Raw genomic sequence first — 11040 nt, 5'->3', positions numbered from 1 at the left:
CGGGCTTCTTCTCGATCAGGTGGACGATGGCGTGATGGATCGGCATGTCAGGTTCGACCTTTCAGGTAATCGGCGGCGCCGCGCAGGTTTCCGCGACGCTGCGGGACACGCCGCTGGCGCGCCCGCGGATCGGCCAGTTTACCCGAGGTTGCCGGCTTCTGCCTGCGTCGCCTGGCGTTCCTGCAGACCGTGCAGGCGCTTGATCACGAAGTTCAGGTGCAGGTGCAGCTCGTACAGCTCGTGGTAGTAGGAGAGCGGCACCTCCACGGTGTTCAGCTCGCTCTCCAGTTTCTCCAGCCGCTCGATCTCGCTTCTCAGTTGCTCGGCGTCGGTGCCGCTGTCGAGCTTGCGGTCGATGTCGCGGATGTAGCGGTACCAGCGGTAGATGCGCGCGCGGATGCGCCAGCGATACAGCGGGCCGATGGACTTCATCAGCGGGATGAGGATGGCGATGAACGGGATCAGCAGGATGATGTAGCGGTCCGCCAGGGAGGCGATGCGGAACGGCAGGTAGCGCTGCAGCAGCGGCAGGCCGCTCTTGTAGTAGCGCTCGGCGTCCTCGTGCAGGCGCAGGGTGCGCGGCTCGGCGCTGGGGAAGGCACCGGGCTTGTCGAGCAGGCTGCCGTCCTTCATCACCTCGCGCGCGGCTTCCAGCACCAGCGGGATCAGCGCCGGGTGGAAGCGTTCGTTGATCACCAGGGTGGCCACCGGTGACAGGGTGCTGATGTTTCGTTCCGGCACGTTGCGTGGCAGGTTGAGCAGGCCTTCGCCGACCTCGACCCGCTTGAGGAACGGCAGGCGCGCCTCGTAGGCGGCGCTGCGGCGGAAGTTGACCAGGCGAAGCTGGTCGTTGCCGGCCAATTTCTGGATCGCCGGGTTCTCCGCCGGGCCGACGATGAACGCCGCGTCCAGCTTGCCGGCCAGCAGGTCGTCGACCACCGCGTTGCCGCCGCGGGCTTCCCAGGTGATCGGATAGTGTCCCGGGGCGATGTCGTTGGCCTGCAGGATCGCCTCGGTGGCGGCGCGGGTGCCGCTGCCGTCGCTGCCGATGGCCAGGCGCAGGTGCAGCAGGTCGCTGAGCTGGTCGATGTGCACGTTGCTGCGGTGGAACAGCCAGAGTGGTTCCTGGTAGACCGCGCCGAGGGTCTGCAACTGGCGCGCCTGCCCGGCTTCGAGCTGGCGCTCCTGGCCGCTCTGCACCAGGGCGATGTCGACCTCGCCGGTACCGAGCAGGCGCTCCAGGTTGTCGCGCGAGCCGGCGCTGGGCACCAGCTTCAGTTCGAAGCCCTGTTCCTTGAGCTTTTCCCTGAGCTTGCCGGCGAACACGGCGTAGCCGCCGCCCTCGGCGCCGGTGGCCATGGTCGCGCTCATCGGCGGCGGCGGGGCGACGAAATAGAACACCGCGGCGACCAGGGCGGCGATCACCGGTATCAGCCAGAGGTTGGCGCGGATCAGGATGGCGAGGTCCTTGAGCAGGTGCTTGATGCGATTCATGAGCGGTCCTTGTGCTGCTCTCCAGAAGGGTATGACGGATGCGGGCGGGCGCACTCCTCAGCGTAGCCGAGGGTCACCGGCGGTCCGTGCGGAACTGCCGGCAGAGCACCCGGTGGCGATGCCGGAAGATGCGGGTGAGGAACCAGCGTACCAGCCCGGCGGCGAATAGCGGGCGCACGGTCAACTGGTCGACCAGCAGGCATTCCCCGGCCTCGCCCGGAGCCGGCAGGATGCGTCGCTCGTGGCGCCAGAGGCGCATGCCGGTCATCGGCGACTGTTCGATGAAGCCGCGGCCGGGCGTCAGCTCCAGCAGGGTCAGTTGCGAAGTGCCCAGCGGCAGTACGCCGAACAGGCGCATGTGGCTGCGGAACAGCGGGCGCCGGGGCACCACCTCCAGGTCTTCGAGGCTGCGGATACCGGGCGGTACGCTCATGCTCAGCAACGGGCGTATCTCGCGGAGTATCCCGTCCACCGAGGTGATCCACCGCCAGAGCTGTTCGGGGCTGGCCTGCAGGCGCGATTCGAAATGCAGGCTGATATTCATCGCAGGCTCCTGCTAGGGTTGTGGGAGGACGCGCTGTCCATGGCGCCCGTGCCGTGCAAGCCTAAGCCAGACGAACCGAGACGTCGAACCGAAGGAGGACGCCATGCTGATCCGCGCCGCAACCTCGACCCTGCTGGTGGTCGATATCCAGGAACGCCTGCTGCCGGCCATCGACGACGGCCCGGCGCTGGTCGAGTACAGCCAGTGGTTGTTGCGCGTGGCCCGCGCACTGGATGTGCCGGTGCTGGCCAGCGAGCAGTACAGCAAGGGCCTGGGGCCGACGGTGGCGGCCCTGCGCGATGAGCTGGACGCCACGCAGATCCTCGAGAAGCTGGATTTCTCGGCCGCCGCCGACGGTGCCCTGCTGCGCGCGCCCGGCGGCGACCGCCGGCAGTTCGTGGTTTGCGGTAGCGAGGCGCACGTCTGCGTGCTGCAGACCGTGCTCGACCTGCTTGGCCGTGGTCGCGAGGTGTTCGTCGTGGAGGAGGCGATCGGCTCGCGGCGGCCGAGCGACAAGGCACTGGCCGTGGAGCGGATGCGCCAGGCCGGGGCGATGATCGTGTCGCGGGAGATGGTCGCCTTCGAATGGATGGAACGCGCCGGCAGCGACCGCTTCCGCGAGATCAGCCGCAACTTCATTCGCTGAGCGGCGGTTGCTCGGCCTGGTAGCGCCGGGCCTCCTCGCGCAGCCAGTCGGCGAAGGCCTGGTGGCGGTCGCTCGGCGGCTCGCGCTGCGGCCAGACCAGCCAGTAGGGATAGGGGTAGGGCACGCGGATGTCGCCCAGTTGCACCAGGCGGCCCTCGGCGAGCGCGCCGGCGACCAGGCTGCGACGCTCCAGGGCGATGCCCTGGCCCAGGCGCACGGCTTCCAGCAGCAGGTTCGAGTCATTGATCAGCAGGCCGTGCTGCGGTTCCGCCACGCCGGCGCGCTGGCACCAGAGCGCCCAGGACTCGGTGGAGCGCAGGGTAGGGCAGGCGACGATCTCGCTCGGCGTGCTCGGCAGGCGGCCGCCGTTGAAGTCGGGCGCGGCGACCATCAGCAACTCGTCGTCGAACAGGCGTTCCCGACCGACCCCTTCCCAGTCGCCCTTGCCGATGCGTACGCCGAGGTCGGCCAGGCCCTGGCGCAGGTTCTGCACGTCAAGACTGGCCACCAGCCGCACGCGACAGTGCGGATGGCGCTCGCGAAAGCGCGGCAGGCGCGGCAGCAGCCAGTTCAGGCCGAAGGACGGCATCACCGTGACCACCAGCTCACCCTCCCGTGGACGCGCCCGCACCACCCGCGTGGCGTCGGCGATCTCGCCCAGCGAGGCGCGTACCTGCAGGGCGTAGAACCGGCCGTTCTCGCTCAGGCGCAGGCCGCGCCCCTCGCGGACGAACAGGGCCAGGCCGAGGAGGTTTTCCAGCAGCTTGATCTGCTGGCTGATCGCCGAGTGGGTGACGTGCAGCTCGCTGGCGGCCTGGCTGATGCTGCCGAGCCGGGCGACCGCTTCGAAGCTGCGCAGCGCGGTGAGGGGAGGAAGGTCGCTCATGTAAGTTTTTCTAAAGGATTCGCTGAATTTATCTCGATATTTTTCGCGTTGTGCAACGACTAGAGTGATCTCCCCAGGCGCCGCCCTCTTAGCGGCGCTTAATCATCGACAAAGGATGCCGCGATGCAACTGATCGGTATGCTGGATTCGCCTTTTGTGCGCCGGGTCGCCATCGCCCTGCGCCTGCTGGACCTGCCCTACGAGCACCGGCCGCTGTCGGTGTTCCGCAATTTCCAGGCGTTCAGCCTGTTCAATCCGATGGTCAAGGCGCCCACGCTGGTGCTGGACGATGGCACCGTGCTGATGGACTCCAGCCTGATCCTCGATTACCTGGAGTGCCTGGCCGGCCGCGAACGCAGTCTGCTGCCGCAACGGCCGGAGGCCCGTGCACGGGCGCTGAGTCTGATCGGCGCGGCGCTGGTGGCCTGTGAGAAATCCGTGCAGATCTACTACGAACTGAACCTGCGTCCCGAGGAACGCCGCCACGGCCCCTGGCTGGAGCGGGTGGAGGGGCAGCTGCTGGCGGCCTACGACTGGCTGGAGGCTGCGCTGCGCCAGGAGCCGCTGGCACACGACGGTGGCATCGACCTGGTCGGGGTGACCGTCGCGGTGGCCTGGCGCTTCAGCCAACTGGTGGTCGCGGAGCGGGTCGCCGCCGGCGAATACCCGGAACTGGCAAGCTATTCGAATTATGCCGAAGGGTTGCCGGTGTTCCTCGAGACGCCGCCGGTCTGAGCCCGCGAGGGGCCAGGCTGGCGCCCCTCGAACGGCTCGTTTCCGCCTGCGCCAGGCCCCGGCTCGTCGGCTGGCCGCCCCGACCTGGGCGCTGCGGGGCGGCACCGGCACATGCCGGGGCGGGCCGCGATCGGGCCCCGTTCCGCGCCGTGGCGTCAGCGGGCGAACGCCTGTGCGGGATCGACCGACGGCTCGACCGCGATCGCGATTTTTCCCCGGATGCCATTGTCGCGGCTCTCCAGGCGGGCGTGGGCGAGGGGGATGTCGGCAAGCGAATAGACGGCGCCGACATGCGGGCGCAACCGGCCGCGCTCGACCAGGGCGCTCAACTCGTCGAGCTTGCCGCGGTTCTGCCGGGTGAAGACGAAGTGATAGCTCGCGTTCCTGCCCCAGGCCTGGAGGAGGTTCTGCGGCTGGGCGATGTCGACGATGCTGACCACGCGGCCGAGCTGCGCGAGTACCTCGGGGCTGCGCGACAGGGTGTCGCCGCCGATGCTGTCGAACACCACGTCGACGCCGCGGCCTCCGGTTTCCCGCAGGATGGCCTCGACGTAGTCCTGCTTCTGGTAGTCGATGAGCACATCGGCGCCCATCTGGCGGGCGAACTCGAAGTTGACCTCGCGCACTGTGGTGAAGACCCGGGCTCCCATGGCCTTCGCCAACTGGATCGCGACATGCCCGACGCCGCCGGCGCCGCCATGCACCAGGATGCTTTCGCCGACCCTCAGCGCCGCGCGCGTGACCAGCGCTTCCCAGGCCGTGCCGCCGACCAGGCTGAGGCTCGCCGCCTCCAGGTGGCTCAGCGCGGTGGGCTTCCTGCCGATGATGCCTTCCGCTGCCAGGTGGTATTCGGCATAGCTGCCCTGGCCTTCGAAGATCTGCGGGGTATACCAGACCTCGTCTCCCGGTGCGACGGCGGTCACTCCCGGTCCTACCGCTTCGACGACGCCGGACACGTCATGCCCGGTGATGGCCGGAAGCGCTACCAGATCGGGGTAGTCGCCGCGACGGACCTGGTAGTCCAGCGGATTGATCGAGGTCGCATGGACCCGCACCAGTGCCTGTCCCGCCTGCGGCACCGGTTTGGGCACCTCGCGCAGCTCGAAGGATTCCGGACCGCCAAACGCCTTGAGTATCAACGCTTTCATTGCACATCCTCGTTTCGGTAAAAAGGAATATCGGGAATTTCCGATATATTGTGGCGTAGAAAGAACTACAGTTCCGCGCCGATTAGCTCGACGAGGGCACGGATATTCGCCTCGTTGCGCTTGTAGTAGGTCCATTGGCCGATCCGCCTGACCTCGACCAGGCCCGCACGTTGCAGGATCGCCAGGTAATCGGACACGGTCGACTGCGACAGGCCTACGCCTTCCTGGATGCTGCTGACGCAGACGCCCACGGCATGGACATCGCCTTCGTCCTGCGGCGGGAAGTTCTTCGCGGGATCCTTGAGGCCCTTGAGGATTTCAAGGCGCGTGCGGTTCGAGAGGGCTTTGAAGATTTCGAGCAAATCCATGCGGCGAGGATATCGGGAATTTCCGATCTGTCAATGCGCGCACGGCGCCGCCTTTTCCGTTGGCGCCGCATCGAGCGCAGGGAAGGCTGCCCGATGGAGCAAGCGCTTTCGCAATACCCACGCAGAAGGGCCCGGAATGGACACCCGGACTTCCCTGACGCTTTTCCAGCTCACCTGCCTCCTCGGCTTCACCCTGTGGCTGAGCCTCGCCCTGATCGACAACCTGCACGGGTTCGCCAGCTCGCGCGCGGCGATCGGCGATGGGCGCTTTTGAAGTGCGGGAGACGTCAGTCGGCCGACCATTTTTTCAGCAGTATCGAAACGAATTTTTCCGCCGCGGGTGAGAGCGAAGCCCCGCGGCGATAGACCAGCCCGAGTGTGCGGGTGACCAGTGGCTCGGTCAGCGGGATGCTGACCAGGGTTGGGTGGTCCTCCGCCGGCATGGCCAGGCTGGGCATCGCCGAGACGCCCAATCCGGCTTCGACCATGCCCAGTGAAGTGGACAGGTGCTGGACTTCGTAGAACCAGTTGGGGCGCGTGCTGAGGCCGGAAAGCGCGTGGTCGAGCAGCATCCGGTTGCCGCTGAGCCGACCGACGCCGATCAGGCGATAGTCGGCCAGTTCGGTCCAGGTCACCGAGGCGCGCCCGGCCAGTTCGTGATCCCGTCGACAGGCCAGGACGAAATGTTCCTGGACCAGGGGGACGAATTCGATATCGGGATGCTGGCCGCTCATCATGTTGATGCCGAAGTCGGCTTCGCCGCGCAGTACGGCTTCGAGCCCGTCGTTGGCGCTCAGGTCCAGCAGACGGATGCGGATTTTCGGATATTGCTCGTTGTAATGGCGGATCACCGACGGCAGGAAATAGAAGGCGGCGGTTGGGATGCAGGCCAGGGTGACTTGCCCCGTCTGGCGTTCCGCCAGCTCGCGGATGCTCAGGATCGAATCCTCGAAGTCGTCGAGCAGGCGCCGAGCCTTGGGCAGAAAGTCCCGGCCGACGCTGGTCAGGCTGACGCGGCGGGTGGTGCGGTCGAGCAACGGGGTGCCCAGCCCTTCTTCGAGCTTCTTCATCCTCCGGCTCAGGGCCGGCTGGGACAGATGGAGCGCATCGGCGGCTTCATGAAAACTGCCAAGTTCGGCGATTTTCACGAAAGATCTAATGTCTTGCAGTTCATACTCCATGAATTCGCTCTCGATCTTCGGGTAGGTATTCTTTTGTATAGTGCAATAATATGGCTGATATTTGCATTGGATTGATTTATTCGTCCCTGTCACTCTTGTTTCAAACACATCAATTATGCCAATTGATCAACAAGAGTCAGCGGAAATGCAACGAATCCCTTGTGTGCTCATGCGTGGCGGTACTTCCAAAGGTCCGTTCTTCCATGCGCGGGACCTGCCTGGCAACGTGGCCGAGCGCGATGAGCTTCTGATCAGCCTGATGGGCTCGGGCCATGAACTGGAAATCGATGGAATCGGCGGTGGCAGTCCGCAGACCAGCAAGGTCGCCATCATCAGTCCCTCGACGCATCCCGATGCCGATGTCGACTACCTGTTCGTCCAGGTGATGGTCGCCCAGCGCCGTGTCGATACCGCGCCCAACTGCGGCAACATGCTTTGCGCCGTGGGTCCGTTCGCCATCGAACAGGGGCTGGTGGAGGCCCAGCAGGGCAAGACACGGGTGCGTATCCGCAACCTCAATACCAACACCTTCGTCGATTCGCTGGTCGAGACCCCCGGAGGGATCGTCCGCTACGAGGGACGCACGGCGATCGATGGCGTGCCGGGCACTGCCGCCCCGGTGCTGCTGACCTTCCTCGATGCGGTCGGCAGCAAGACGGGCAGGTTGTTCCCCACCGGTCGCGAGCGGGATGTGATCGACGGGGTGACGATGACCTGCATCGACATGGCGATGCCGATGATGCTCGTCGAAGCCAGCCAGTTGGGTTGCCGCGGCTCGGAAAGCCCGGCCCGGCTGGATGCCGATACGCGCCTGTTGCGCCGTCTCGAGGCGCTGCGCCTGCAGGCGGGCAGGGCGATGGGCCTGGGCGACGTGAATGGCATGGTCATTCCCAAGCCGGTGCTGATTTCCCCGCCGCAGCACGGCGGCACTCTCCAGGTGCGCTACTTCATGCCGCACAACTGCCACCGGTCGCTCGCCATCACCGGTGCCATCGGCCTGGCGACTGCCTGCGTCAGCCCCGGCACCGTGGCCATGGACATGCTGGGTGACAGGGCCCGGGAACTGACGGAGGTTCACCTGGAGCATCCCAGTGGCGTGATCGACGTGGCGCTTTCACGCAGCGGCGCGGAGGGCCGGACGATCCAGGCGTCGGTCGTACGTACCGCGCGACGCCTCTTCTCGGGCTTCGTCTATGTGCCGAGTTGGCGAAAGCTTGCCGGCTGAAGCGCGGCCCGCGTAGTCCCTCGAACAAGCGCATCCGAACAATTTCAACAATGGGTGATGCCTCATGAAACTCGTCAAGTCGCTGTATTTCCAGATTCTCTGCGCCGTCGCGCTGGGGGTGCTGGTCGGCCATGTATGGGCGGACCAGGCCGTCGCGCTGAAGCCACTGGGAGATGCCTTCATCAAGTTGATCAAGATGATGATCGCGCCCGTGGTGTTCTGCACCATCGTCACCGGCATCGCCGGCATGACCGACAAGCGCTCGCTGGGGCGCTTGATGGGCAAGACGCTGCTGCTTTTTCTCGTGCTGACCGTGATCAGCCTGGCGGTCGGTCTTGCGGCGGTGTATCTGTTCCGCCCGGGGGTGGGCATGAACATCGATCCGGCGACCCTCAATACCGAGGGGCTTGCCCGGTATGCCGCTTCGGCGGCGAGGCTGAGCGTGGTCGATTTCTTCATGCATATCATCCCGGAGACTTTCGTCGGGGCGTTCAATCGGGGGGACGTGTTGCCGGTGCTGTTCATCGCGGTGCTGTCGGGCTTTGCCCTGTCCTCGATGGGGGAGAAGGGACGCCCGCTGCTGGCGGTGCTCGAATCCGCCTCGCAGATGGTGTTCCGCATCTTCGGCTACCTGATGCGTTTTGCCCCGGTCGGTGCCTTCGGCGCCCTGGCCTTCACCGTCGGTCAATACGGCATCACTTCGCTGGGAGCGCTGGCCAAGTTGATCGGCACCCTGTACATCGCCTGCGCCTTCTTTGTGCTGGTGGTGCTGGGCGGTATCTGCCGGGCCCACGGCTTCAGCCTGTGGAAGCTGCTGCGCTACCTGCGCGAAGAGTTCCTGGTGGTGCTGGGCACCTCCTCCACCGAGCCGGTATTGCCGCGCATGCTGGAAAAGCTCGAGGCGCTGGGCTGCAGGAAGGGCGTCGTAGGGTTGGTGCTGCCTACGGGCTATTCCTTCAACCTCGACGGCACGGCCATCTACCTGTCGCTGGCCGCCGTCTTCATCGCCCAGGCCTGCAACATCGACCTGACGCTGGGCCAGACCATCACCATGCTCGCCATCATGCTGCTCTCGTCCAAGGGCGCGGCCGGGGTGACCGGCAGCGGTTTCGTCGCGCTGGCTTCGACCTTGACGGTCATCCACGACATTCCGCTGGCGGGACTGGCGTTGCTGATCGGCATCGATCGCTTCATGTCCGAAGCCCGGGCCTTGACCAGCCTGGCGAGTAACGCGGTGGCCACCGTGGTGATTTCACTGTCGGAAAATGCCTGTGAGCGGGAGACTCTGATGCGCGTCCTGGATGGCTCTGCGGCGGTGGTGTCGAACGGGCTCGAGGCAGACTGGTCGAGCGAACCCCAGCGCAACGCCTGAGCGCGTTCCCACCCTATCCATAGTCGACTTACGATCCCGCCCGCTGCCTTTTCGAGGCCGGTCGGGGCTGGGGGCCGTCTGCCCGGTGGGCGGCCGCAGGAACAATAAGAACAAGAGATGCAAACCATGCTCGCACTTCTGGGCCTGCTCATGGTGGTGACCTTCACCTACCTGATCATGAGCAAACGCTTGTCGCCGATCGTTGCCCTGACCTTGGTGCCGATCGTCTTCGCCGTGATCGGCGGCTTCGCCCCCGACCTCGGCAAGATGATGCTCGACGGGCTGAAGGTGGTCGCCCCGTCCGCCGCTCTGTTGCTGTTCGCCATCCTGTTTTTCGGCCTGATGATCGACGCCGGCCTGTTCGACCCGTTGATCCGCAAGATACTCAGGCGCGTCAACGGGGATCCGCTGAAGATCGCCGTCGGAACCGCGTTGCTGTCCTTGCTGGTGGCGCTCGACGGAGACGGGACCACCACCTACATGATCACTTGCGCCGCCATGCTGCCGCTGTACAGGCGCATCGGCATGAACCCGATGATCCTGGCCACGGTGTCGATGCTGTCGCTGAGCATCATGAGCGGGCTCAGCCCCTGGGGCGGGCCTGCGACCCGTGCCATCGCCGCCCTTGGCCTGGATGCCTCGGAGTACTTCATACCCATGCTGCCGACCATGCTCGGAGGCGCCGCCTGGGTGGTATTCAGCGCGTTCCTGCTTGGCCGCGCCGAACGCAGGCGCATCGGCAACGTCAGGCTCGAATCCGGTGGTGGCGATTGCTATATCGAGGCGATCCTGAAGGATACCCCGCACAAGCGTCCGCGCCTGGCCTACGTGAACCTGGCGCTGGTCATCGCGGTGATGGCCGCGCTGGTCCTGGGGGCGATGCACGCCGCGATCCTGTTCATGATCGGATTCGTCGCCGCGCTGATGATCAACTACCCGGCACTGGAGCAACAGAAGCAGCGCATCCAGGCCCACTCCGGCAACGCCATGACGGTGGTCCTGCTCGTCTTCGCCGCCGGCATCTTCGCTGGCATCTTTTCCGGCACCAGGATGGTCGATGCACTGGCCCAGGCGCTGGTCGACTGGATTCCCGACGCATGGGGACACTGGTTCCCGCTGGTGGTGGCGTTGACCAGCATGCCGCTGACCTTCGTGCTCTCCAACGATGCCTACTACTTTGGCGTGGTGCCGATCCTGGCCAACGCCGCCGCTGCCTATGGTATCGACCCGGTGGAAGTCGCCCGGGCCTCGGTGCTGGGTCAGCCGGTACACCTGATGAGTCCGCTGGTGGCCTCGACCTTGCTGCTGATGGGAATGGTCGATCGCGATATCGGCGACTTCCAGCGTGCGACGGTCAAGTGGGCGGTGCTGACCTCGCTGGTCATCACCGGGCTGGCCCTGGCCACCGGCGCGCTGTCCTTTTTCGTCTGAACGAAACCCG

12 protein-coding genes are annotated in these 11040 nt (G+C 65.7%); 6 read left to right on the top strand and 6 right to left on the bottom strand.

The genetic code is table 11. From position 1 onward, the window contains the following. Nucleotides 1-138: 138 nt before the first annotated feature. Both HMPREF2886_RS27270 and HMPREF2886_RS27265 read right to left on the bottom strand, forming a co-directional pair. Nucleotides 139-1494 (bottom strand): TAXI family TRAP transporter solute-binding subunit, encoded by a 1356-nt coding sequence (locus HMPREF2886_RS27270; protein WP_033972176.1) that lies wholly within the window; start codon nucleotides 1492-1494, stop codon nucleotides 139-141. A 73-nt stretch (nucleotides 1495-1567) separates the two neighbouring features. Further along, entirely contained in the window at nucleotides 1568-2038 is a 471-nt protein-coding gene (locus HMPREF2886_RS27265) for an SRPBCC family protein (RefSeq protein ID WP_024915499.1), read from the bottom strand. A gap of 103 nt (nucleotides 2039-2141) precedes the next feature. On the opposite strand from HMPREF2886_RS27265, the gene HMPREF2886_RS27260 reads away from it, so the two are divergent. Then, complete coding sequence (locus HMPREF2886_RS27260; RefSeq protein WP_003111145.1) at nucleotides 2142-2684, top strand: hydrolase; 543 nt, start codon at nucleotides 2142-2144, stop codon at nucleotides 2682-2684. Here the strand turns inward: HMPREF2886_RS27260 and HMPREF2886_RS27255 are convergent. Further along, a complete protein-coding gene (locus HMPREF2886_RS27255; RefSeq protein ID WP_033972174.1) occupies nucleotides 2674-3570 on the bottom strand; it encodes a LysR substrate-binding domain-containing protein in 897 nt (298 codons plus the stop codon). The genes HMPREF2886_RS27260 and HMPREF2886_RS27255 overlap by 11 nt on opposite strands. A 123-nt stretch (nucleotides 3571-3693) precedes the next feature. Between HMPREF2886_RS27255 and HMPREF2886_RS27250 the strand changes: the two genes are divergently transcribed. Continuing rightward, nucleotides 3694-4305 carry a glutathione S-transferase gene (locus HMPREF2886_RS27250; protein ID WP_042166933.1) on the top strand — a complete coding sequence of 204 codons (612 nt, stop codon included), beginning with the start codon at nucleotides 3694-3696 and terminating at the stop codon, nucleotides 4303-4305. Nucleotides 4306-4460: 155 nt separating this feature from the next. Here the strand turns inward: HMPREF2886_RS27250 and HMPREF2886_RS27245 are convergent, their stop codons facing one another. Continuing rightward, nucleotides 4461-5453: a zinc-dependent alcohol dehydrogenase family protein gene (locus HMPREF2886_RS27245; RefSeq protein ID WP_033972172.1), complete on the bottom strand. Its 993-nt coding sequence runs from the start codon at nucleotides 5451-5453 to the stop codon at nucleotides 4461-4463. A 65-nt stretch (nucleotides 5454-5518) separates the two neighbouring features. Then, on the bottom strand, nucleotides 5519-5821 hold the full coding sequence (locus tag HMPREF2886_RS27240; protein ID WP_033972170.1) for an ArsR/SmtB family transcription factor: 303 nt from the start codon (nucleotides 5819-5821) through the stop codon (nucleotides 5519-5521). Between the two features lie 136 nt (nucleotides 5822-5957). Here HMPREF2886_RS27240 and HMPREF2886_RS34655 point away from each other — a divergent pair, with 136 nt between their 5' ends. Then, nucleotides 5958-6095 carry a hypothetical protein gene (locus HMPREF2886_RS34655; protein WP_153574651.1) on the top strand — a complete coding sequence of 46 codons (138 nt, stop codon included), beginning with the start codon at nucleotides 5958-5960 and terminating at the stop codon, nucleotides 6093-6095. A gap of 13 nt (nucleotides 6096-6108) precedes the next feature. Here HMPREF2886_RS34655 and HMPREF2886_RS27235 read toward each other — a convergent pair whose 3' ends face one another. Next, a complete protein-coding gene (locus HMPREF2886_RS27235; RefSeq protein WP_033972169.1) occupies nucleotides 6109-7002 on the bottom strand; it encodes a LysR family transcriptional regulator in 894 nt (297 codons plus the stop codon). 145 nt (nucleotides 7003-7147) lie between these two features. Here HMPREF2886_RS27235 and HMPREF2886_RS27230 point away from each other — a divergent pair, with 145 nt between their 5' ends. The 3 genes from HMPREF2886_RS27230 (at nucleotide 7148) to HMPREF2886_RS27220 (ending at nucleotide 11030) form a co-directional block, all read left to right on the top strand. After that, a complete protein-coding gene (locus tag HMPREF2886_RS27230; protein ID WP_071546759.1) occupies nucleotides 7148-8227 on the top strand; it encodes a 4-oxalomesaconate tautomerase in 1080 nt (359 codons plus the stop codon). Between the two features lie 64 nt (nucleotides 8228-8291). Continuing rightward, entirely contained in the window at nucleotides 8292-9599 is a 1308-nt protein-coding gene (dctA, locus tag HMPREF2886_RS27225) for a C4-dicarboxylate transporter DctA (RefSeq protein WP_033972166.1), read from the top strand. Between the two features lie 126 nt (nucleotides 9600-9725). After that, the gene (locus HMPREF2886_RS27220) at nucleotides 9726-11030 is read left to right on the top strand and encodes a CitMHS family transporter (protein WP_070748746.1); all 1305 of its coding nucleotides are present in this window, start codon (nucleotides 9726-9728) and stop codon (nucleotides 11028-11030) included. Nucleotides 11031-11040: the final 10 nt, after the last annotated feature.

The sequence above is a fragment of the Pseudomonas sp. HMSC066A08 genome, from assembly GCF_001813025.1.
GTDB classification, from domain to species: Bacteria; Pseudomonadota; Gammaproteobacteria; order Pseudomonadales; family Pseudomonadaceae; genus Pseudomonas; species Pseudomonas aeruginosa.
The sequence above is the reverse complement of the archived record's forward strand: the minus strand, read 5'-3'. Positions and strand labels throughout refer to the sequence as shown.

Excerpts from the sequence above, each read along its gene's own strand:
- dctA (WP_033972166.1), top strand. The coding sequence starts at position 8,292 with ATGAAACTCGTCAAGTCGCTGTATTTCCAGATTCTCTGCGCCGTCGCG.
- HMPREF2886_RS27230 (WP_071546759.1), top strand. The coding sequence starts at position 7,148 with ATGCAACGAATCCCTTGTGTGCTCATGCGTGGCGGTACTTCCAAAGGT.
- HMPREF2886_RS27265 (WP_024915499.1), bottom strand. The coding sequence starts at position 2,038 with ATGAATATCAGCCTGCATTTCGAATCGCGCCTGCAGGCCAGCCCCGAA.
- HMPREF2886_RS34655 (WP_153574651.1), top strand. The coding sequence starts at position 5,958 with ATGGACACCCGGACTTCCCTGACGCTTTTCCAGCTCACCTGCCTCCTC.
- HMPREF2886_RS27255 (WP_033972174.1), bottom strand. The coding sequence starts at position 3,570 with ATGAGCGACCTTCCTCCCCTCACCGCGCTGCGCAGCTTCGAAGCGGTC.
- HMPREF2886_RS27235 (WP_033972169.1), bottom strand. The coding sequence starts at position 7,002 with ATGGAGTATGAACTGCAAGACATTAGATCTTTCGTGAAAATCGCCGAA.
- HMPREF2886_RS27220 (WP_070748746.1), top strand. The coding sequence starts at position 9,726 with ATGCTCGCACTTCTGGGCCTGCTCATGGTGGTGACCTTCACCTACCTG.
- HMPREF2886_RS27260 (WP_003111145.1), top strand. The coding sequence starts at position 2,142 with ATGCTGATCCGCGCCGCAACCTCGACCCTGCTGGTGGTCGATATCCAG.
- HMPREF2886_RS27250 (WP_042166933.1), top strand. The coding sequence starts at position 3,694 with ATGCAACTGATCGGTATGCTGGATTCGCCTTTTGTGCGCCGGGTCGCC.
- HMPREF2886_RS27240 (WP_033972170.1), bottom strand. The coding sequence starts at position 5,821 with ATGGATTTGCTCGAAATCTTCAAAGCCCTCTCGAACCGCACGCGCCTT.
- HMPREF2886_RS27270 (WP_033972176.1), bottom strand. The coding sequence starts at position 1,494 with ATGAATCGCATCAAGCACCTGCTCAAGGACCTCGCCATCCTGATCCGC.
- HMPREF2886_RS27245 (WP_033972172.1), bottom strand. The coding sequence starts at position 5,453 with ATGAAAGCGTTGATACTCAAGGCGTTTGGCGGTCCGGAATCCTTCGAG.